Source organism: Anabaena sp. TISTR 8404 (genome assembly GCF_056847745.1).
This window is the reverse complement of sequence record NZ_CP180578.1, coordinates 4,916,339-4,937,624: the sequence shown is the minus strand read 5'-3', so window position 1 is coordinate 4,937,624 and position 21,286 is coordinate 4,916,339. Positions and strand designations below refer to the sequence as shown.

Annotated in this window: 20 protein-coding genes; 6 read left to right on the top strand and 14 right to left on the bottom strand. The window is 39.5% G+C overall.

Features of this window, described 5'->3' with window-relative positions; all coding sequences use genetic code 11:
* Positions 1-10: 10 nt before the first annotated feature.
* The 8 genes from ACMX3D_RS21315 to ACMX3D_RS21280 all read right to left on the bottom strand — a co-directional run bounded on the left by ACMX3D_RS21315 (position 11) and on the right by ACMX3D_RS21280 (position 7,660).
* A complete protein-coding gene (locus tag ACMX3D_RS21315) occupies positions 11-322 on the bottom strand; it encodes a BrnA antitoxin family protein (protein WP_482747828.1) in 312 nt (103 codons plus the stop codon).
* Complete coding sequence (locus ACMX3D_RS21310) at positions 285-560, bottom strand: BrnT family toxin (RefSeq protein ID WP_482752395.1); 276 nt, start codon at positions 558-560, stop codon at positions 285-287. Before ACMX3D_RS21310 ends, ACMX3D_RS21315 begins: the two co-directional genes overlap by 38 nt.
* Before the next feature lie 59 nt (positions 561-619).
* A complete protein-coding gene (locus tag ACMX3D_RS21305) occupies positions 620-1,768 on the bottom strand; it encodes a glycosyltransferase family 4 protein (protein ID WP_482747827.1) in 1,149 nt (382 codons plus the stop codon).
* Positions 1,769-2,108: 340 nt separating this feature from the next.
* The gene (locus ACMX3D_RS21300; protein WP_482747826.1) at positions 2,109-3,749 is read right to left on the bottom strand and encodes an MFS transporter; all 1,641 of its coding nucleotides are present in this window, start codon (positions 3,747-3,749) and stop codon (positions 2,109-2,111) included.
* Entirely contained in the window at positions 3,733-4,644 is a 912-nt protein-coding gene (recO, locus tag ACMX3D_RS21295) for a DNA repair protein RecO (RefSeq protein ID WP_482747825.1), read from the bottom strand. Before recO ends, ACMX3D_RS21300 begins: the two co-directional genes overlap by 17 nt.
* 82 nt (positions 4,645-4,726) lie before the next feature.
* Positions 4,727-5,407: a deoxyribose-phosphate aldolase gene (gene deoC / locus ACMX3D_RS21290; protein WP_482747824.1), complete on the bottom strand. Its 681-nt coding sequence runs from the start codon at positions 5,405-5,407 to the stop codon at positions 4,727-4,729.
* Positions 5,408-5,575: 168 nt separating this feature from the next.
* Entirely contained in the window at positions 5,576-6,739 is a 1,164-nt protein-coding gene (locus ACMX3D_RS21285; RefSeq protein ID WP_482747823.1) for a DNA cytosine methyltransferase, read from the bottom strand.
* Positions 6,740-7,012: 273 nt separating this feature from the next.
* Positions 7,013-7,660 carry a response regulator gene (locus tag ACMX3D_RS21280; protein ID WP_482747822.1) on the bottom strand — a complete coding sequence of 216 codons (648 nt, stop codon included), beginning with the start codon at positions 7,658-7,660 and terminating at the stop codon, positions 7,013-7,015.
* A 275-nt stretch (positions 7,661-7,935) separates the two neighbouring features.
* Here ACMX3D_RS21280 and lipA point away from each other — a divergent pair, with 275 nt between their 5' ends.
* Positions 7,936-8,859 (top strand): lipoyl synthase, encoded by a 924-nt coding sequence (lipA, locus tag ACMX3D_RS21275; RefSeq protein WP_482747821.1) that lies wholly within the window; start codon positions 7,936-7,938, stop codon positions 8,857-8,859.
* A 158-nt stretch (positions 8,860-9,017) separates the two neighbouring features.
* The gene (psaX, locus tag ACMX3D_RS21270) at positions 9,018-9,155 is read left to right on the top strand and encodes a photosystem I protein PsaX (protein WP_482747820.1); all 138 of its coding nucleotides are present in this window, start codon (positions 9,018-9,020) and stop codon (positions 9,153-9,155) included.
* A 22-nt stretch (positions 9,156-9,177) separates the two neighbouring features.
* Here psaX and ACMX3D_RS21265 read toward each other — a convergent pair whose 3' ends face one another.
* On the bottom strand, positions 9,178-10,044 hold the full coding sequence (locus tag ACMX3D_RS21265; RefSeq protein WP_482747819.1) for a branched-chain amino acid ABC transporter permease: 867 nt from the start codon (positions 10,042-10,044) through the stop codon (positions 9,178-9,180).
* 190 nt (positions 10,045-10,234) lie between these two features.
* Here ACMX3D_RS21265 and hrmK point away from each other — a divergent pair, with 190 nt between their 5' ends.
* On the top strand, positions 10,235-12,037 hold the full coding sequence (gene hrmK / locus ACMX3D_RS21260) for a hybrid histidine kinase/response regulator HrmK (RefSeq protein WP_482747818.1): 1,803 nt from the start codon (positions 10,235-10,237) through the stop codon (positions 12,035-12,037).
* 71 nt (positions 12,038-12,108) lie between these two features.
* Complete coding sequence (gene larE / locus ACMX3D_RS21255) at positions 12,109-12,939, top strand: ATP-dependent sacrificial sulfur transferase LarE (protein WP_482747817.1); 831 nt, start codon at positions 12,109-12,111, stop codon at positions 12,937-12,939.
* A gap of 32 nt (positions 12,940-12,971) precedes the next feature.
* Here larE and ACMX3D_RS21250 read toward each other — a convergent pair whose 3' ends face one another.
* Positions 12,972-13,334, bottom strand: a complete 363-nt coding sequence (locus ACMX3D_RS21250; protein ID WP_482752394.1) for a DUF4864 domain-containing protein — start codon at positions 13,332-13,334, stop codon at positions 12,972-12,974.
* Between the two features lie 4 nt (positions 13,335-13,338).
* On the bottom strand, positions 13,339-14,502 hold the full coding sequence (locus ACMX3D_RS21245; RefSeq protein ID WP_482752393.1) for an SGNH/GDSL hydrolase family protein: 1,164 nt from the start codon (positions 14,500-14,502) through the stop codon (positions 13,339-13,341).
* 750 nt (positions 14,503-15,252) lie between these two features.
* Here ACMX3D_RS21245 and ACMX3D_RS21240 point away from each other — a divergent pair.
* Entirely contained in the window at positions 15,253-15,465 is a 213-nt protein-coding gene (locus tag ACMX3D_RS21240) for a hypothetical protein (protein WP_015113380.1), read from the top strand.
* A gap of 45 nt (positions 15,466-15,510) precedes the next feature.
* On the opposite strand, the gene ACMX3D_RS21235 is transcribed toward ACMX3D_RS21240, so the two are convergent.
* From ACMX3D_RS21235 to ACMX3D_RS21225, 3 genes are all read right to left on the bottom strand, one after another.
* Positions 15,511-16,416, bottom strand: a complete 906-nt coding sequence (locus ACMX3D_RS21235) for a DNA-methyltransferase (RefSeq protein ID WP_482747816.1) — start codon at positions 16,414-16,416, stop codon at positions 15,511-15,513.
* A 179-nt stretch (positions 16,417-16,595) separates the two neighbouring features.
* Positions 16,596-17,663 carry a DUF6745 domain-containing protein gene (locus tag ACMX3D_RS21230; RefSeq protein WP_482747815.1) on the bottom strand — a complete coding sequence of 356 codons (1,068 nt, stop codon included), beginning with the start codon at positions 17,661-17,663 and terminating at the stop codon, positions 16,596-16,598.
* The gene (locus ACMX3D_RS21225) at positions 17,650-17,943 is read right to left on the bottom strand and encodes a hypothetical protein (RefSeq protein WP_482747814.1); all 294 of its coding nucleotides are present in this window, start codon (positions 17,941-17,943) and stop codon (positions 17,650-17,652) included. The genes ACMX3D_RS21230 and ACMX3D_RS21225 overlap by 14 nt, the downstream gene beginning before the upstream one ends.
* A gap of 510 nt (positions 17,944-18,453) precedes the next feature.
* On the opposite strand from ACMX3D_RS21225, the gene topA reads away from it, so the two are divergent.
* The gene (gene topA, locus ACMX3D_RS21220; protein WP_482747813.1) at positions 18,454-21,102 is read left to right on the top strand and encodes a type I DNA topoisomerase; all 2,649 of its coding nucleotides are present in this window, start codon (positions 18,454-18,456) and stop codon (positions 21,100-21,102) included.
* Positions 21,103-21,286 lie beyond the last annotated feature (184 nt).

Sequence of the window (21,286 nt, the reverse complement as noted above, 5' to 3'; positions counted from 1 at the left end):
ATTCACTACTTTAGACATTAGGGGTAGATTGATGAGAAGGTGAGGAGGCGAGGATATATTCTGTCAATGCCTGATTAATCAGTGCTTTATACCCCTGTTCACCAGCTTTTGCCTCGAAGTATTCCACGATGAACGCATCCAGCAGAAGCTCGACACGCCGTTGACCTCGTTCAACAGGTTTTCCACTAACACGCAGCACAGCCCGTTTCATCTGCGCTTCAGTTACTTCCGGAATTTCTGAAAGATCAATGTCTTCATCTTGCATAGCATCAATCTGATCCCAATCAGTTTGAGAGGTTTTGGAAGAAAATGATTTGCTCACGTTTAGTTCCCTCCCTCATCGAAATGACACGAATTTCATCTTTAACTTCTGTATGGGCTATCACCACTACTCGCCCACGCAATAGTCCTAATGTAATAAAACGCTGCTCTCCATAAGCATAACGCTCATCTTCAAACGTGAATGTTGCGCCCTCAAAAACCTGGGAAGCATCTACAAAATCAAACCCATGTTTGTCTAAATTTGATTGCCGTTTATTTTCATCCCAAGTGAACCGTATCTCTTAACTATGAACAACACAAAGCCATATCAAATAGCTGATAGACAATAACCTTTATTTTAAGCACCCCAGCTAAGATGCACAGGTCGCTTTACTAAAACTTCCTTATACAATTCTTCTAGCTGTGTAATATTTTTATCCAAGGTATAGCGCTCTAAAACACGATTTCTAGCTTTTTGTCCTAGTAAAGTTGTTAACTCTGGATGATCTTGGCATAGAGGTAAAAGGGTTTTCAATTGCGATCGCACTGTTTTAGTACTTAAAACTATACCAGCGCCTTTTTCCAATACTTCGCCATCTGCACCTACATCTGTAGCTATACAACCTACTCCACAAGCCATTGCTTCTAATAAAGACAAAGACAATCCTTCTACTAAAGAAGGCAAAATAAATACATCTGCGCCCCGTAATATTTCGATGCGTCTGTCTTCTTCCGCAATAAACCCTAACCAGATAATGCCGTATTCTGAACCGTAAAATTGCTCTAGCGAAGCCCTTAAAGGGCCATCTCCGACAATTAATAACTTACTTTCAGCCCCCATATCGGACTGTTTCCAAGCGCGGAGGAGGGCTTCAACATTTTTTTCTGGGGCTATGCGTCCTTGGTAAACAAATAGACGTTCAGCTTTAAACTCCGCTTTAACTGCGGAATATCCCGGAGAATATTTAACTGTATCTACACCGTTGGGAATGACGGCGATATTTTCTTCTCGGACACCCATACGTGCCAGTAATTCTCGCTGAATTTGCGAAAATACAATCACGCGATCGTAGTTATCTAAAAAAGGTGCATATAACTGATAGGCTATCAGCTGCGTTCCTGATATCAGTTTTGCCCCTTTACCTGCAAATGGTGTATGAAAAGTGGCAATTAAAGGTAAATTAAGTTGTTCGCAAATTTCTGGTAAAACAAAGTCTAGCGGAGACAGAGTTAAGGAAGCATGAACTATATCAGGCTTGATTTCTCTTAACGATTCGGTTAAAACTTTCGTCGCTTTTAGTGCAGGGATTGTATAAACTTGAGATTTATAAATAAAGGGTAAAGATACTTCTTGGAATTTTGGCCAGTTATCCGGTTCAGGTTCTTCTTGAGCAAAGTGGAGAAAACTAACTTGATGTCCCCTATCTAACAAAGCATTCGTTATCTCTCGGCTGTAGGTGACATTGCCACAAAAGGGCGACTTTTTTCCAATCCAAGCTATACGCATTCTTTAAAGTTAGTTATAAGAAAGCTGGTTTTATTTATTAGTTTTGCGCCTTAGCTGTATTGGACTTTATCCTGATTTTACTTGATGCTTTTGGTCGTCAAATACCGAAATAATCTGTTTATCAAGCTGATTATCAGCTGATAAAAACAATAGATTTTCAGCTTAATTTAGTTTAATGAATAAGTTGCTAATTTTTCACTTGGAATACAACTTAATTCTGTGTAATCTCAGGTTTATTTCCAGCAAGTAGGCACTAAATTATTGATGAGTTCAGTTTACCATGAAATCAAAGTCAATAATAAATTATTGCTTTTGTCAAGCGATGGATGAATTAACCTGTTTATAAATACTGACGGGAGTTGTACCAAGTTAAGATACCACCAAAAAAGACGATCGCAGCTAATCCTAAAAACACCGCTTTCAATCCCACAAAGGTTTCTGCTACACCTGCCAGTGCTAAAGGTAAAGTCAGAGCAATATTAATTACATTATTTTGCAAGCCAAAAACTTTACCGCGCATGTCTGGTGGAGTTTCTGTTTGAATCGCGGTTTGCATAGGAATCCCAACCAGCGCTCCAAAAATACCCAAGATAGCTACAAACAACAAGACTAGCCATAATTGGGTTGTAAATAGGGCAAGTCCAATTAAAGATGCTGCCATTCCTAAACAACCATACAAGCCTAGTTGAGAATAGGAAAAGCGTTGTCCAAACTGACCCAAAATTGTTGCTCCAACTGCAATCCCGACACCACCTGCTGCTAGTAAAAAGCCAAACTGAGAAGCTTTCAAATTAGGAATTATTTCTGCCATCCGCACTGCCAAAACAGTTAAGGCGGCAAAGACAGAAAATAAAATAATTAGCCTGACTAAAGCATTGCGTACTTGATGGTTAGCTTTGAGATAAGCAAAACCATCCTTTAAATCCGAGAAAACGTGAGGAAATTCTGTGTCGGGAGCGTGAGGTTTTTCCTTCGTTGCCAACAACATTAAAATTATGCCTGCGATCGCATAACTGCCACCAACCAAAATTTCTTTACCCAAACCATTGCCACCACCAAATTGCGCCCATATACTATCTGCGATCGCTAAAATTGGTTCACCAATGGCAAATCCAATAATCACCGATGCCATCATTGTTGTTGTGTAAAGGGAGTTGGCAGAAAGTAAATGCTGTTCTTCTACCACTAAAGGAATTGCTGCTTGTTCTGCTGGCGCAAAAAACTGTGTCAGTGTGGAAACCAAAAAGGTTACACCGAGAATAATCGCAAAACCTAGTGGCAAAACTCCTATGGGTTGCCAATCATGAGTCAACCAAAGTAAGACAGGAATTGCCAATACCAAAAGACCACGCCAAACATTAGAGGCTACCAAAACTGCTTTTTTCGACCAACGATCTACAAACACCCCAGCCACAGAGCCAAACAATACTGCTGGGATGGTAAATGCCATCATTAACGCTGACACCCAACCACTAATGCTTTGACTACTTGCTTGAAAGTTAGTATTAATTAAAGCAATCATCAATACTAAATACACCTTATCAGCCAGTTGGCAAAACACTTGACCACCCCAAAGTGCCAGAAAATTGGGGTTTTTCAATACAGGTAAAAATCCTTGCTGTTGTAAGTTACCTGATTTAGCTTCACCACCTGAACCATTCCAATCTGCTTTTTCTGGCGCAGCTTCTACTGGCAAACTACGCTCATTGCTGCTAGGAGCAATATTGATTAATGGCTCATTAGCCTGTTTATCAAAAAATTGGCTAGGAACATCTGTCTTGACTTTTTCTGATGTCCACTGTTTACCATTTGTAGAAATGTCTGGTTTGGAAACTTCTTGTTGATAAATTTGACTGTTTGTAGAAGTGGGAACAGTTCTCAAAGGATGGGTAACAGTAGAGTCTGTTACTCTGCTCTGTTTTTTGGCATGGCTTGGTGATAAAGGTAGGATTTTTCTATCCAAATCAGATGGTTGCATCATGGTTGGCAGCAAAATAAGAGTCAATTAGGGTAGCGGAGCGAATAGAGTGGCCTAAATGATACTGAGCATACTGGCGCAAAATCTGCTCAACAGATAACCAGCCATTATCTCTAAATACATCAATTTGCATTATCTCTGGTTGTGACAACTGTTGGAGCAGAGCAAATTCGGTAGCGCTCAGGCGACTTGAAATTACTGGAATTTCTTGTCGATGGACAACAGTCTCGTAACTAGTGACAGGAGAATTCGGTGATGAGGCATGGTGGTGATTATCTCTATCTTCCCACCTTTCTATCTCCCGTTTTCTGCGTAAACTTTCCCACGCCTCCAAACAAATCACCCCACCAGATGGAACACTAAATCCCACTTGCCAGTTGGGATTTACAAAGTCTGGCTTTAAGGCGCGTTGAGTTAAACAACATGTTTGGGTTTGAGGAGTCAGTCCTGCCAAGACTAAAAGTTGAAATACCCCAAGGGCAAGGTATGCGTAAACATCTGATATTTCAGTTTTCGGTAAGCTTTCTAACTGATGAAGGTGTTCATTGAGTAACTCATAAAGTTCTTCTTGGGGTTGTTCACTCAAAGCTTGACATAAAGCTATTTCTGCTAAATATTGCCCTGCGGCTAATTTTCCTAAATCTTTAGCTAAACCGGGGTATGTTTTTAAAGTTTGTGCTTGAGTAATTTTATCGAGCGATCGCCCTTTGGCAATCAGTAGTTCATTCACCACAAACATCCCACTCCTACCGCCAAGGCTGGAGTTGTGCTTACGCGCTCCTGGGGCAACTGCTCGAATCAGACCGAACTCTCGTGTCAAAATTGTCACTATTCTGTCTGATTCCCCCAGCACCTGAGTTTTCAGATTAATACCAGTTGCTTTATAAGTTTTACTCATGAGTTATTATTCATCGGTCACTAGTCATTTAGCCATTAGTCATTAGTCATTAGCTGAGGACAAAATGACAAAGGACAAATGACTATTCCCCTTTCTCCAGATTATCGCGCTGGCGGATCAAATCGATACCACGAGATGTACCCAATCTAGTAGCACCTGCTAGGATTAAGTCTAGGGCTTGCTCGTGAGTCCGAATACCTCCAGAGGCTTTAATTCCTATCCTTTCTCGGACTATTTCTTTCAATAAATGTACATCTGCCACTGTGGCACCGCCATTCCAACCTGTACTAGTTTTTAGGAATGCTGCACCCGCATCCATACATATTTCTGCTGCTAGTCTTTTTTCTGCATCTGTCAGCAGGTTGGTTTCCAAGATTACCTTAACTGTTTGCCCAGTTTCTTCACAAATCTCGGCAATTTCTCGGTGAACTTCCTCAGTTTTTCCCACCTTCAACCAACCTAAGTTAAGCACTACATCCAACTCAGTTGCTCCGTTTTCTACCGCTTCTTGCGCTTCATACAGCTTAACTGCGGAAGTTGTTGCTCCAGTCGGAAAACCAATGACTGTACAAACTTTCGGCTTTTTTCCTTGAAGGAGTTCTGCTGCTTGCTTGACGTAGGTGGGGTAAATGCAAACCGCTGCAAAGTTAAATCTGTATGCTTGTTCACACCATTGCGCAACCTGCTCTGGAGTCGCCGTTGGCGTTAACAGGGCGTGATCAATAAATGGCGCAATATCAATATCTGGATAGTCTGCTGCCATCGAGCCTTTTGCCTATAAGTGATTATTAAGCTTTATAAAAAATTAAGACATTTATTATCTATTAAACCACATTTACTACGAGTTGATCCCCAAAACAGTCTGATTATGTGGTTTATTATTTAGACTGATATTGAGTTTATTTAATTATTGTAACTAATTTATTGAGCTTTAGGCGGTTATCGTTTGAGGCAATTCAACAGTTTCTTCTACATTAATTCCTAAAAATTCAAGAATACTTCTCGCTAAGGCCTTAGACACTAAATACGGCACACCATTACCAATTGTTTTAAACATATTGGTAAGCGACATATGGTCAGGAAGTACAAAATTTTCTGGTAAAGATTGTATAGCTAGGGCTTCTGCTACAGATATTCGTCTGATTTTATAAGGATGTAAATGCACTTCGTTATTTCCATAGCAAGCTGTAGGAGAGTAACGCCATCTGTGAAGACGCTTAAAAGATTTTTTAGAATCATCTCCTTCATCCACATTTGCCAATTTACTTATACCTGCTCTTGGTTGAAAGTAGTGTTCAGCATTAGGATGATTCTGGACATGATTTTTTCTAAACCAAAACTCAACAGTTAATTCTGGAAGAATATTATTTGGGCAAGGCAATATAGAATCTTCTTGAAAAGTCTGGCAAAGTGGCCAAGGATAAGCAAAAATTTTTTCTTGAGAATGTATAATGTATTGTTGCCAAGCCAAAATATTTCGAGTTTTTTTTATACCCATTTCATTAATTAAAGGCTGGGAAAAACCTAGAAGAATAATTCTTTCTCTGTCCTGTGGTACTCCGTATTCAATAGCGTTAATCAAACGTTCATTTAATATATAGCCAGCTTGCCGTAACCGAACTTTTAAAGATTCAAAAAATAAACGATGTTTCTTTGTTTTCCACAAGCCTTTAACATTTTCAAACAAGAAAAAATCTGGCAAATTCTGACAAATTAATTCAATATAAGCAGCAGAAAGTTTACCATTATCTCCTAAGTATCCTCGATTTTTACCTCCAATAGAAAAATCTGGGCAAGGCGGCCCACCAATAAAGCCAACAATATTGTGAGACTTACGGCAATTTTGTACTAGTTCTAATAGACGTTGTGCTTGTACTCCTTCAACTAACTTACTGACATCTCCTGCTTCCCCGTGGTGATATCCATAGTCAGGCAATGGGAATTTGAGTAATTCTCTGGAATAGCGGTATGCTGCCATGAAAGGGGAAAAAATTTCATTGACATAAACAATATTAAAGCCGTTAGCTTCAAAGCCTAGGTCAAGAAAACCTGCACCAGCAAAAAATGAGAAAATAGCAGGGCGATCGCTATTCATTAGCTCTTTTAATTAGTACATAATAAATTTATCATTTTAGCTCTGCTTTTTCTAAGCAAAAAAGTTAATAGAGACGTTGTATTGCAACGTCTCTATTAAATAAAGCCTCCCAATAATTGACAACTAGTACTTTTATAACTATCTAGAAAATTTACTCATTGGTAATAATGATTCTAGGTGTTAACTAGACTAGACTACTATCTTAAGCAACTTGAATGAGGATTTTTGAGAACAAACTATTAAATGCAACAGAGTTAAAAGTAAGTATTAATTTTACTTAATTTTCTGCTTAATAAAAGTGACTACCTGAGCTAACTGTTTTTTCAAGCCATCTATTTCAGCTTGCATTTGAACTATCTTCTCATTCAACGCTTTAATTTCTGCTAAGGAAGCTGTATCAACACTAGCTGTTGTTAATGGAGAGTGATCCACACTGACTGTGGCTATTGTGTCATGCTCAGCGATCAAACCTGTACTAGCTGTACTTACACTAGCACCATTTTTAGCAGCAACCGCTCCTACCAAAGCTGGTTCTTGACGCGGTAGCTTAGCTTTAGCCATTGCTGATTTAATCGCATCAATCAATTGCTTTTTATCAAATGGTTTACCCAGAAAATCAAAGTATTCAAATGGTTCTGGAATTTTTTCGGTAACTTCTTCCTTGCGACCAGACATGATCACCAAGGGAATTTTTCTTAAATCTGGCTGGGCTTGAATTTGTTGAAAAACTTCCCAACCACTCATTTTCGGTAACAGGAAATCTAACATAATCAAACTGAGCTTTTCTTGACGGATAAAATTGAGTCCTTCTACACCGTCTTTAGCTTCTAATACCTCAAAGTTACCTGGAGGCAACATTTCTCGTACTTTTACCCTGACAACGGTAGTGTCATCGATAACTAAAATTTTGTTACTAGCCACAACTGATTTCTCTAACAGAAAATTTAAGTTTAATTACGGCTATGCCGCTTGACCTTGAGAGTCATCCCACTATATCTAAATTTGTTATGGATTGGGGGATAGTATATTTCGGTATAAATAGCTTGATTATCAGTGTTTTGTAAAACTTTTCCCCGTACTCTCAGCAGTTTGATGCAATATCTAAGTACGCCCAGTCTCCACCAATAACCTTTCTGTGTAAGCCTTAATGTAGAGAAACTTACTTTACATTATCTTTGGACTTACTTAGGATATTTATGACTTCGTTAGAACCAGCCGAATTTAAGTCAGAAATTATGGCAATGCCTAGCTGGTTACGTCGCCCTATTGGCAAAGCCAGCGAAATTTCAACTGTACAACGCATTATTAAGCAGCGCCAAATTCACACTATTTGTGAGGAAGGCCGTTGCCCTAACCGAGGAGAGTGCTACGCCCAAAAAACAGCAACTTTCTTACTTATGGGGCCAATATGCACACGTTCTTGTGCTTTTTGTCAAGTAGATAAAGGTCATGCACCAATGCCGCTTGACTTAGAAGAACCACAAAAGGTTGCTGAAGCAGTACAGCTTTTGGGATTGCGTTATGTAGTGTTGACTTCTGTGGCTCGTGATGACTTGGCAGATCAGGGAGCCGGACACTTTGTCCAAACAATGGAAACTATTAGAAAGCTCAACCCCAAAACTCAGATTGAGGTATTGACACCAGATTTTTGGGGTGGTGCAGGTGCTGGCGAAGCAGGACAACGCCAACGGATTGCGATGATTGTCGCAGCCAAACCAGCGTGTTTCAATCACAACATTGAGACGGTGCAAAGGTTAACAGGCCCAGTGCGTCGCGGGGCAAAATACGATCGCTCGCTGCGAGTCTTGGCTATAGTTAAAGAGATTGACCCGACTATTCCCACCAAGTCTGGTTTAATGCTGGGACATGGAGAGACAGTAGAAGAAGTCATCCAAGCAATGGCAGATTTAAGAGCAGTAGGATGCGATCGCTTAACTATTGGCCAGTATATGCGTCCTTCTTTAGCACATCTGCCAGTACAAAAATACTGGACTCCAGCGGAATTTGAGCAACTTGGCAGCCTAGCCTGGAAAATGGGATTTAGTCATGTCCGTTCTGGGCCGCTAGTTCGCAGTTCCTACCATGCAGGAGAAGAAACAAGTGTGAAGTCTGAAGTGTGAAGTATGAAATGTTAAATCCTACAACCAAACCTGAAAAACTCTCTTAACTCAGCACTCAGCACTATTGTCCAGCTAGACAAATATTTTTAACGAATGTGGGTAATTGGTGCAGCTATTTGGTATTTCTGAAAAAGTCATGACATTTAGGAGAACCGATTATGGCTGATAAAACTCCGAATTCAGCAGTTGCAGACAGTGGAGCAAAACCCCCCTACGCCTTTCGTACAGGTTGGGCATTGCTCCTTTTAGCTGTTAACTTCTTGGTAGCAGCTTACTATTTCCACATCATTGAATAATTAGAAGTGGATTTGGTGCTGCTCAAATCGTGCCTTTGAATAAACCTTTGGGACGAATGAGCAGCACCAAAATCATAATCAGCAGGGCAATACCTTGTTTGTATTGAGAACCCAGCCAAATGGTGCTGACTTCTTGGGCAATACCAATGATAAAAGCGGCTGCGATCGCTCCGTAGGGATTACCAATTCCGCCTAAAATTACAGAAGCAAACAAAGGCAAAATTAAAAACCATCCCATATTTGGGCGGACTGCTGTAATTAAACCGTACATACTGCCACCCAAAGACGTGAGTGTACCAGCAATCAGCCAAGTCCACAGGATAACTTGCTCAACATTGATACCAGAAACTCTGGCTAAGTCTAAATCATCGGCTACTGCTCGCATCGCTTTACCAATTTTCGTGTTTTGCAGGAGGTAATGCAGCCCTACAATTGCTAACACGGCTAGACCTAACACTAACAATTGATTTTGGGGGATTTTGACACCAAAAAAATCCCAAGCAGAAGTTACAGGAACATTGTAATTTTGGTTTTTGCCTCCCCAAACCAAGATAATGCCATTGCGCAAAAATAAAGCTAGACCAATAGAAATGATAATCAGCGTCGTGGAAGTAGCTCGAATCAAGCGCATTCTTGACCACAAAAGTTTCTCCGATAACAGCATTGCTGCGACAGTTCCTACTGCTGCCAAAATCATTGATAGCCAGATATTAACCCCAGCTGCATTTACCAATAAAGTCAAATAAGCTCCTAAAGTGAGAAAATCACCATGAGCAAAATTAGATAACCGTAAAATCCCGTAGGTAAGAGTGAGACCAACAGCAGCTAGAGCAATAATGCTTCCTAGAGCAATGCCATTGACAATTAGTTGTATAAGTTGTGTATCCATGATTTTTAAGCAAATAAGTTACTCTAAAGAAATTTGATGTGAGTGATTTCTTCCAAAAATAGTGTTACGTCTGTTACCATAAACAGAAAAAGTTAGGGTTTGTGAACAATCAGGATTTGTGAGCTAATATACATAGAATCTTGTTCGCAATTTTGCGCCAGGCTAAACTTGTTCAGCGGTCTAGTTGACCATGCAGCAGTATTCAAGCTTACCAGAACGAAACTCACAGGTAGATGCAACGCCAACACTGTTGGCAACAATTCAACAACTCCGTGCGGAGTTGTGGTTGGAACGCAGCTTGAACAAGTTGCAAAGTCGCCTGAATGATTACCTACTTGCCGCTTCAGCGCCTACTGTACAAGTAGAAGCTACAGAAGCAGATATTTTTCAAACAGTGGTCGATGAACTCGATATTGCTTTGAACAATAGTAGAGTAGCGATCGCTCTATCTCAACCACAAGCAACATTTGCTAAAGTTTGTTACCTTTCTTGTTCATCTTCAGTCGTGGAAGTAATGTCTCAAAAAGGCAAAAAACTGCGATTGAAATTGTCACAGCTGATTGAAGTTGAAGATTTACAGCATCTAACTAATCAGCAACCGCCTAGTGCTTGGCCTTTAGAAAGTGATTCTGGCATGATTGGCTGGCTAATCATTGCTACAGCGCCTCGTGAACTGCTGACAGAATCACAAGTACAACTTAAATCAGAATTATTCACCAGAGTTACCCAACAGTGTGCTGATGCTTTAGCACAACTAAAACAAATACAATCTTGGCAACAACTCTCTCAAAATATCGGTAGTTCTAATCAAGAATTAGAAAGAACAAATCAACTTAAAAATCAATTTTTGGCCAATACCAGCCACGAAATTCGCACACCGCTAAGTTCTATTATCGGATTTACCCATCTGCTATTAGCTCAAGGTTACGAACCAACCAGAGAACGTCATCAAGAATATTTAAATATTATTCAGTCGAGTGGCAAACATTTGTTAGCACTGATTAATGACATTTTAGACCTCTCCAAAATTGAAGCTAATCAGTTAGAAGTCCAACAGGAAGAAGTTAATGTACCAGAACTGTGCCGGAATGTTTTGGCATTAGTCAAAGAGAAAGCTGCTAACAAAGGTTTAAAACTGCGCTTAGAATTAGATCCCACCGTTAAAACTTTAGTTGCTGATCCCTTACGGCTGAAGCAAATGCTGTTAAATTTGCTATTTAATGCCGTGAAATTTACTCGTACTGGTGAGGTAGGATTACAGGTTGTACCTCAAGGTACATCTGTATGTTTCACAGTTTGGGATACGGGGATTGGTATCTCTAAAATAGACCAGGCGCAACTTTTTCAACCTTATTTTCAGATTGCTAATTCTGTAACCAGTCGTGATGAAGGTACAGGCTTGGGTTTAGTTGTGACTAAAAAACTCGCTGAAATTCACGGCGGTTCTATAAAAGTAGAATCAGAAGTTAACTGTGGTTCGCGTTTTTCTATTATCCTTCCTGTGAAACCAGTAACAGAGGTGGAGGAAAAGCAGGAAACTCAAGCAGATGCAAAAGATATTACACCTTTATCTCCTTTACATATCTCCGTTAGTTCCAACTCAAGCATTTTATTAGTGGAAGATGATTTACCTAATGGTGAGTTGATGCAAACTTATCTTGAGCGGTTGGGTTATCACGTAAATTGGATCAAAAATGCTACAGAAATGTGGTCAGTTCTTTCACAGCAAAAACCAGGACTAATTTTAATAGATATTCAGTTACCAGATGAAAACGGACTCAACGTAGTGCAGCAATTACGTCAAAAGCCAGAATATCAAACAATTCCGGTAATTGCTCAAACTGCAATGGCCATGAAAGGCGATCGCGAAACTTGTTTAGCCTCAGGAGTGAATGAATATATTTCTAAACCGCTTGACTTACCGCTATTAGCTACACTGGTATCTAAGTATATTCAATTACCCCAGTCAGAATCTCAGGTGACGAACAGCTAAAACACAGATTTTCTCTACACCTTTAAAATGGAATTTGTTGGGAAATGTAAAGCTTTTGCTAGGAATTTAAAATGAGATTGACCGAAAAACTTGAGCAACTAAAAGCCTTGTTTGGTGAAATGGAACGCGCTTTAATTGCCTATTCTGGCGGTGTAGATAGTACTTTAGTTGCCAAGATTGCTTATGATGTTTTAGGCGATCGCGCTTTGGCTGTGACAGCAGTTTCGCCTTCGCTGTTACCAGAAGAATTAGAAGACGCGAAAATTCAAGCCGCCACTATTGGAATTCCCCATCAAGTTGTCCAGACATATGAGATGGAAAATCCTAATTACACATCAAATCCTGTCAATCGTTGCTATTTCTGCAAAAGCGAATTACACGATACTCTCAAACCCTTAGCTGTCAAATTAGGCTATCCCTACGTAGTGGACGGTGTGAACGCTGATGATTTGCATGATTATCGTCCTGGAATTCAAGCTGCTAAAGAACGAGGTGCGCGATCGCCTTTAGCAGAAGTTGGTGTGTCAAAATTAGAAGTGCGCCAACTTTCTCAACAACTTGGTTTACCTTGGTGGGATAAACCTGCTCAACCTTGCTTAAGTTCTCGCTTTCCTTACGGTGAAGAAATTACTGTAGCTAAGTTACAAAGAGTCGGTAGAGCAGAAATTTATCTGCGAAAACTCGGATGGGATAATTTACGCGTGCGCTCTGAAGGTGATACCGCACGTATTGAATTAGCACCAGAAAAAATTAAAGATTTTGTGTTGTCAGTTGATTTACCCTCTGTAGTTTCCACATTTCAAGAATTTGGATTTATCTATGTCACTCTAGACTTAGAAGGTTATCGCAGTGGCAAGTTAAATCAAGTTTTAAATAAAGAAATTTTAGAGGCTAAAATATAAACCTTTTTTGATCATTTACCATCGGCTAAGAATTAAATAATTTCTACTTCCACCGAGACTAAAATGCAGCCGTTAATTTTCCAAGTATCATCAGGTTGCTGTTCCATAAAATACAATGCTCTCAAAGGTACTCCATGAGGACTCAGCAATAAAACAGGCTGAGTTATATTGTCTTGGATATTTGTGATTTTTTCAAAAACCACTGAACGAGGACGGTAGACAGCTGGGTAGTTGAGCATTACCATTCGCATAAAGTTTTCTGCGGTTTGAAATTGCTCTTGAATACCTGGACTAGCAAGAGCAAACGCAGCTGGAGCATCATCTTTTTGAAAAGCTGCTAATTGACTTTCAATCACATAACGGATGGCAGTAGAATCACTATCATTAACTTCCATAATTTTAATATTGCGATCGCAATCTCTCTTGTTCACGCTGAGTAAGCTTGAACTCCACTTGTTCAAGTGCAGAACGCCAAACATCATATCCCTCACGAGATAGATGTAACCCATCTGTCGTCAACTCTGGACGTAAATTACCTTCAAAATCTGTAAACCAACCGTGAATATTTAAATAATTAGCACCCTCTTGTTTAGCAATGAGAGCAAGTTGTGAATTAATTCGACGAATTCGACTATTAGAAATTGTTGGTAAACTTGTCGGTAGAATTGATTGCACAATTATTTGAGTTTTTGGGTGAGCTTGCCTTAAATTGCGAATAATTTGGCGATGATTACGCAAAATTGTTTCATCACTTAAACCTTTGCGTAAATCGTTAATTCCAGCCATGATATAAATACTTTCTGGCCTTGTGGCAGAAAATGCTCCTAATCTTTTTAAAATTCCACCAGAAGTATCACCAGATATACCTTGATTTAGCCATAGTTTGCCACTGGGGAGTTTTTCAGGGGGAAACCACATACTTAATGAATCCCCAACTATAATGCTCAGATAATTGTGGCCTTGTCCTTTAGTAACTGCTTTGGCTTCTAAAGCTAATAAATTTTTCCAGTCTTCATAAGTTAGCTGGTGCTTTTTACCTAATTCAGCAGAAGACGGTGAATCATCATATATACGTGTATAAATTTGACCAGTTTTTAAGGCTGCTAATCTTTGGTAATAAAGTTGATAACCTGAAACTAAAGGCACATTCGGCGTTTGGTGTCTACGCTCAAATAATGATTCTATTGGTGCTAAAAAACCCTGCTCACTAATTTCTAGAGAAGATTCATCAATATGAGAAACGTTTTTCTCTTGGACTATTGGCTGTGTATGTTCTACAGGCTGCAAAACTTGACTGCTAAATTCGGATGATAAAGTATCAATCCTTGAGTCTACTGTTGATTGTAAAGTTTTTAAATTATGTAAAGATTGGTCACTAAATTCTGGTAAAGATTTATCAATATTAGTACCATTTTTTAGTTCTAATGTTGACAGTGAATTATGTTTTGAATACCACAGAAAACTAGAATTTACTGCCAAAATACTCGACAGATGTGGAATAGTCGATGCTGGTATTATCAATCCTGTTAACACGCAGGCTGTCAACAGATAATTGTGCCTCATCGCTTTATTTTTCCTCATACTTAGTACTTTTCCTTATGACAGCATCAGTTACCTGTATTCAGGATGAATTTTGGTAGTTAAGTTATTATTTTTATCCACTCTACGTAGTACTGTAAAGTAGTTTATCAAGTTTATATTCGTTTTTCATATTCTCTTTAAAGCAACTTTTAGCACAGTAAGATCATTTAAGCGACACAGATGATTTTGCTGAAGCACTGAGGATGGTTTGTCACCTAGTTAATTAGCAGATTTAGCCATACGTGAAGCTGCAAAAACTCAAAATTTTTGGAGTAATATAATTAAATTTTTCCAGATTTTGCTCTTTGCAGATACTTTATATTTTGATTTACAGAGTCATGATATCTACGGAAGCTAATATTACTAGTGTAGCAAGTATTGAAAAGTACTAAGCATATTTATGGCGTAAGTGTGTGAAGAATATTATTTGACTAAAATATTTCCCCTAAACTAGTTAATAATGGAGCTTTCATAATTCAGGCAAGAGTTAAGTTATGGCAGCGATCGCTATCTGCATACCGAGTTTAAAATTTATCATGAAATACGTATATACTTAAGATTTTGTCAATTAAATACGAACGCTGCAAAAATAGCTAAAAATGAAGGTAAAACTTGTTAAAAGCACAGCAATTACGCTTATATAAATAATTATTCTTTTTAAGAAAGTTAAATTCAATATAAGTTATTTACAACAACTTCAAGGGAAATGCTAAGATTTAGGCGGTGTCTAGAATGTTATACATTTGTTCTGTGGCTAGAGCTAGTACAGCGATCGGTGTTAGTCCGATTATTAAGGAGATTGTGCAAAAACAGGCACATTCAACTCGTTTAACTCTCAAAGAAGTCATCCTCATGGGGATGTTAGCGATTGACAAGCTTGACGATCAAAATCGTCAAGAATTGGCAGATCAGGTTCATAAAATGCAAGTGGATGGAGAGATTTAAGTAAAAATTTCTCGGTTTTAACTTTAAACTCTCAATTAGATTTGGCTACTCAACAAAGCGACAACGACTCCCTAAAACATAATCTTGATTAATTTCAAAAGAAATCCATTGGCGTTTTAAAGTCTCAGCAACAAAACCAGTTGTGTTGGAACCAGCAAATGGATCTAAAACCAGATCACCTTCTTCTGTTAAAAATTTGATAAAAAATTCAGCAAACCCCTGAGGGAAACGCGCCGGATGGGGCTGAATTCCTAAAGCTTTACAACGACGTAAATAAGCACTATTTGATTCTGTGTTGGGAATTTCTAATAAATTGGGTGGAATTGCACCCTGATTATCTTTTTGGAATTTATCAGAAATTTCATGTCCACTAGGACGCATTTTAGCTTCATAGCCATTTTTGAGTAATCGCTGCATACTTTGGCTATAAGGCTTTAAAACTTTTCGATTATCCGCTTTAGGATGTGGTGTTTTAGACAACCACCAAACAACATTAACCGCATCTTTTACCCGGATTCTTCTAATTGTTACCCACTCAGCCGGGGTAGGTAGTCGTGCTGGGTTGTAATGGTAAAATTCTTGTGCCAAAAAAAAGCCAACTTCCTTAGACAATCTCAGCAATAGTTCATACTGGTAAAGACTCCGTACAGGATTACCAGGAAGATAAGCACCACCTAAATCTAAAATAAACGAACCATCATCTGTCAAAACTCTTTTGAATTCATCAGCAAAAGGCAGAAACCACTCAATATATTTTTCTGCGCTTTCATTACCATATTCTTTTTTGCGAGTCAAAGCAAAAGGAGGCGATGTCAGAATCAAGTTAACGCTGCTTTCTGGCAAAAATTTAATTAGTTGCAGACTATCGCCTAAATATATTGAGCCGTAATTTTGAGTATAGTGAGGTGTGAAAATATTAGGTTGTGGTGTATTTTCTGGTTGAGTTGCCAAGATTGATATTATCGATTAATTTAATTTGATTTATACAAATTTTTAAAACCCCTCTCCACACCTCTCTCCTGCGAAAAGAAAGGCTTTAAAAGCTTATTTCCGTATTAAAAACTCATGATATTTAAGCTCCTATCCGCGTCGGAGAGGGGTTGGGAAGAGGTTAATTAAATTTATACCTTTCAAGTTTCTATTATAAAATCATCTGGCTCAAGTCCCCAATTAACCCAGCGAATCGCTTCACGGGCTGATACCATATTTGAGGGAACACGTAAGACATGAATAAAACCTGTACTGGGACAAGTCATTTTTAATAACAAAATCGGTTCAATATCAATATTATTATCAATTCTTAAAAGGGTATATCCAGCCCAATTATCTAATTCAATAACTTGTAACTCTTGGCAAATACGGCTGTAACCAATACCTTGAATCAACACGCGCCGAAGTTCAGCATTTGTTTCTGTTAATAGCCATTGGGCTTCCCATTGATGTGGATGAATCTTACCGTATTTTTCAGGTAAGGTGACACCGTGATAAGAATAAAGGCTATAGCCATCAGCATATTCAATTGCAGGTTCACCTTCGGCGTGGAGGAGGTTTTGATTATCGAAGCGGATATGAATCGGGCGATCGCATATAATCGCTATATGCTCATCAGGAAAAATCCAACCACAATTTTTAACTAAATTTTGTAACACCAACCAATCTTGTTGAGAGAAATCGCAATTTAATTCAGATATACAAAAATCAATATAACTAACGTCAATTAAGCATCGTTCTGTTAAGATACACTGTAAATGAAAAATACAAATATATAATTCTTCATTTAAGTTACAAATGTCTTGGTCGAGTTTGTCAAAAATAATCCAACTAAATATTTCATCTATATCACCGCTTAAGATATTAATAATTTCTTGATTAAGTGAACTTCCTATTTTTTTACTTGGTATTTGAGAATATATATATTTTTTGAGCGGATAAATTAATTTTTCTTCAATCTTATAAGTCTCTTGCTTAAATACAGACTTGTCTAATTGGAAACGAAACTCTTTTAAGGCTGTATAAGGACTATCAAAAAATACAATTTCAGGCTCATCGAAACCCAGAATTTTATAAACAGCTTTCACAGCATCAGCCGCTTTCTCTCTATCAATCCGTTCCGTAGACAGCGCAATTTTTCGCCATTTTTCTCGATAAACTGGAATCAAAGCCTCTTGTTCGGGCGTTAGTTTTTCAATCAGCGACATATCGCCACCCTTCCGGTTCATATTCACGCTGAATTTTGACTATCCAGTTACCTTGCGGGATAGGAATTGCTTGATGTTCTTCATGAGTTAATAACGCCGTCTTTGATAAAACACGTAGATAAAAATTTCCATCTTTTTGTAACAATTCTGCCTGTCCTTCACTAATTCGATGCTTGTGTCCTGTGACTTCACCTTCTGCCAAAATTAAATGAGATAGCTTTTGTCCATCAACTTGCTGTACAGGGAGTAAAATAACATCACCTTGACGAATCGCTCTCATAGTCTTAGTTCCTAGCAACAGAGAATTAACCCTACTTTGTTTTCATCTCAAAGTTTGATTTTGGCATAACCTATAAAAATATAAAGGGAGCAGCATACCAGTCAGAGAAAATCCATTAGTATCAATTTATATTCCTGACATTGTTTCAAGTACCATTACCCATCTAGACAGCCAAACTCAGAACTCTGTGTTTAATTCTTTGGTTCCCGACTTAAGGAATGTGAAAAAGTAGAGCAGCATTAAACTTCAGCAGTAATTTGCCAACGGTAGTCGCCAATTATGCCCTAGATAAGTTAAAGATTGAAATAGTTGGCAATTCACCGCCAACGTTTCCATATTCTATGCTCTAAGAAAGACTGCATCTGAAGTTTTGCGAATTTTCGCCTTCACAGGCAGTTTGTGTGAGGATGAATTCACAGCCCCCAAGCTCGAATTTTCTCTTGACATTTCACAGAAATTGCTTCAATTTGACTGTTTAGCTTAGCAGCTATTCTTTTTTTTGAAATTTCCATGTCAACTCTCGTCATCGTCGAATCTCCCACTAAAGCTCGTACCATTCGCAACTACCTGCCAAAAGACTATCGGGTAGAAGCGTCTATGGGTCATGTCCGTGACCTACCCCAGTCAGCAAGTGAAATCCCCACGACCATCAAAGGGGAGAAATGGGCGCAGCTAGGGGTAAATGTGGACGCAGACTTTGAACCGGTGTATGTTGTCCCCAAAGACAAAAAGAAAGTTGTTACTCAGCTCAAAGATGCCCTGAAAGAGGCAACCGAACTCATCCTGGCAACTGACGAAGACCGGGAAGGAGAAAGCATCAGTTGGCATTTATACCAATTGCTTAAGCCCAAGGTTCCCACCAAGCGGATGGTGTTTCACGAAATCACCCAAGAGGCGATTAAAAAAGCTTTGAAAAACTGCCGCACTATTGATGAGCAGTTAGTACGCGCTCAAGAAACACGACGGATTTTAGATCGTTTGGTTGGATATACACTGTCTCCGCTGCTGTGGGAAAAAATCGCCTGGGGATTGTCGGCTGGGCGAGTGCAGTCAGTAGCAGTGCGATTATTAGTGAAAAAGGAACGCCAACGCCGAGCCTTCCGTGAAGGGACATATTGGGATTTAAAAGCGTACTTAGAGCAGGAAAAAGCACCGTTTACCTCCCAGTTAGTTACCTTGGGTGGCACAAAAGTAGCTAACGGCAGTGATTTTGACCCCAACACTGGACAAATTGCTGCCGGACGCAATGTGGTATTACTCACAGAAGCCGATGCTGTGGCGCTCAAAGAAAGGCTGACAGGCAAAACCTGGAATGTCACCGAGATGGAGGAACGGCCAGTGACTCGCAAACCTGCGCCACCATTTACGACTTCAACCTTGCAACAAGAATCAAACCGCAAACTTCGCCTTTCAGCACGGGATACCATGCGGATTGCGCAAAACTTGTACGAGCAAGGGTATATTACCTATATGCGTACAGACTCGGTGCATTTGTCAGAACAGGCGATCGCAGCTGCCCGTGATTGTGTAGAAAAGCTTTACGGTAAGCAATATCTCAGCCCCCAACCCCGGCAATACACCACCAAATCTAAAGGCGCACAAGAAGCCCACGAAGCTATCCGTCCAGCAGGTAACACCTTCCGCACACCCCAAGAAACAGGCTTAAGCGGTCGAGAACTAGCTGTCTACGACTTAATTTGGAAGCGTACCGTCGCCTGTCAAATGGCTGACTCTCGTCAAACTCAAATTACCGTGCAGTTGCAAGTCGAGGATGCAGGCTTCCGTTCCTCTGGTAAACGCATAGACTTTCCTGGTTACTTACGCGCTTACGTCGAAGGTTCTGACGATCCCGAAGCTGCATTAGAAGACCAAGAAATCATTTTGCCCAACCTAAAAGTCGGGGATCATCCAAATTGTAAAGAACTAGAAGCAGTTGGCCACGAAACCCAACCACCAGCCCGATACACCGAAGCTACCTTAGTAAAAACCTTAGAAAGTGAAGGTATTGGTCGTCCGAGTACCTACGCCAGCATTATTGGCACAATTATTGATAAAGGTTATGCCCAATTGGTGAATAATGCTTTAATTCCGACCTTTACCGCCTTTGCCGTCACCAGTTTATTAGAAAAACATTTCCCCGATATTGTTGACCCTGGTTTTACCTCCAAAATGGAGCAAACCTTAGATGACATAGCAGAAGGGGAAGTTAACTGGCTACCTTACCTCCGAGAATTTTATCTGGGTGACAAAGGTTTAGAAACATTAGTCAAAGAACAAAAAAGTCAAATTGATGCCAATAAAGCGAGAACCGTAGAACTAGAAAATTTAGAGGCAAAAGTCCGCATTGGCAAATACGGGCCTTATATTGAAGTAGAAAATGGTGAAGGGGTAGTTACAGCATCCATTCCTAAAGATTTAACACCCGCTGACCTCGACCCTAAACAAGTAGAAGTTTTACTGAAGCAAAAAACTACTGGCCCTGATGAACTCGGTCGTCACCCAGAAACAGGTGAGCCGATTTATATCAAAATTGGAACTTATGGCCCTTACGTCCAATTGGGCGACAAAACAGAAGAAAATCCTAAACCTAAACAAGCTTCCATTCCCAAAAACGTGCCGCAAGAAAACGTCACTCTCGAAATGGCTGTCGGTCTTTTAGCACTTCCCCGCACCTTGGGAACACACCCAGCTACAGGTGGCAGAATTCAAGCTAGTATCGGCCCCTATGGGCCTTACATAGTTCATGACCAAGGCAAAGAAGGCAAAGACTACCGTTCTTTAAAAGCTGCGGATAATGTTTTAACAGTTTCTTTAGAACGAGCTTTGGAAATATTATCAGAACCGAAAAAAGGGCGGAGTTCTGCTAACAGTAAATCCAAAGCGGCGTTACGTGAATTAGGTAACCATCCAGAAGACGATTCACCCGTTAATATCTACGATGGCCCCTACGGCCCTTATATCAAGCATGGCAAAACTAACGTGAGTATCCCCGAAGGACAATCGGTAGAAGATATGACACTATCTATAGCCCTGGAATTGTTAGCCAGTAAAACTTCGTCATCTAAAAAATCTACCCGCAAGACAAGCAAAACAACTAGCACACGGGCTAAATCAACTACCAAGGCATCCAAGACTACTGCAAAAAAGAATGATGCGTAAGATGGTCAAGAGTTTATAGTCAACAGTCCATAGTCAAAACTAAAAACTATTGACCATTGACTCTTGACTATTTCTCCAATATACCCATCCTTAGCTAGATGCAGTTCATTGGGTTGCAGATGTGATACTCTAAAAAGTAAGGGAAATCACAACTCTCAACTTTTAAAGTGGCTAAAACTCGGAA

Excerpts from the sequence above, each read along its gene's own strand:
- ACMX3D_RS21305 (WP_482747827.1), bottom strand. The coding sequence starts at position 1,768 with ATGCGTATAGCTTGGATTGGAAAAAAGTCGCCCTTTTGTGGCAATGTC.
- ACMX3D_RS21300 (WP_482747826.1), bottom strand. The coding sequence starts at position 3,749 with ATGATGCAACCATCTGATTTGGATAGAAAAATCCTACCTTTATCACCA.
- recO (WP_482747825.1), bottom strand. The coding sequence starts at position 4,644 with ATGAGTAAAACTTATAAAGCAACTGGTATTAATCTGAAAACTCAGGTG.
- deoC (WP_482747824.1), bottom strand. The coding sequence starts at position 5,407 with ATGGCAGCAGACTATCCAGATATTGATATTGCGCCATTTATTGATCAC.
- ACMX3D_RS21285 (WP_482747823.1), bottom strand. The coding sequence starts at position 6,739 with ATGAATAGCGATCGCCCTGCTATTTTCTCATTTTTTGCTGGTGCAGGT.
- lipA (WP_482747821.1), top strand. The coding sequence starts at position 7,936 with ATGACTTCGTTAGAACCAGCCGAATTTAAGTCAGAAATTATGGCAATG.
- psaX (WP_482747820.1), top strand. The coding sequence starts at position 9,018 with ATGGCTGATAAAACTCCGAATTCAGCAGTTGCAGACAGTGGAGCAAAA.
- ACMX3D_RS21265 (WP_482747819.1), bottom strand. The coding sequence starts at position 10,044 with ATGGATACACAACTTATACAACTAATTGTCAATGGCATTGCTCTAGGA.
- hrmK (WP_482747818.1), top strand. The coding sequence starts at position 10,235 with ATGCAGCAGTATTCAAGCTTACCAGAACGAAACTCACAGGTAGATGCA.
- larE (WP_482747817.1), top strand. The coding sequence starts at position 12,109 with ATGAGATTGACCGAAAAACTTGAGCAACTAAAAGCCTTGTTTGGTGAA.
- ACMX3D_RS21250 (WP_482752394.1), bottom strand. The coding sequence starts at position 13,334 with ATGGAAGTTAATGATAGTGATTCTACTGCCATCCGTTATGTGATTGAA.
- ACMX3D_RS21245 (WP_482752393.1), bottom strand. The coding sequence starts at position 14,502 with ATGAGGCACAATTATCTGTTGACAGCCTGCGTGTTAACAGGATTGATA.
- ACMX3D_RS21240 (WP_015113380.1), top strand. The coding sequence starts at position 15,253 with ATGTTATACATTTGTTCTGTGGCTAGAGCTAGTACAGCGATCGGTGTT.
- ACMX3D_RS21230 (WP_482747815.1), bottom strand. The coding sequence starts at position 17,663 with ATGTCGCTGATTGAAAAACTAACGCCCGAACAAGAGGCTTTGATTCCA.
- ACMX3D_RS21225 (WP_482747814.1), bottom strand. The coding sequence starts at position 17,943 with ATGAGAGCGATTCGTCAAGGTGATGTTATTTTACTCCCTGTACAGCAA.
- topA (WP_482747813.1), top strand. The coding sequence starts at position 18,454 with ATGTCAACTCTCGTCATCGTCGAATCTCCCACTAAAGCTCGTACCATT.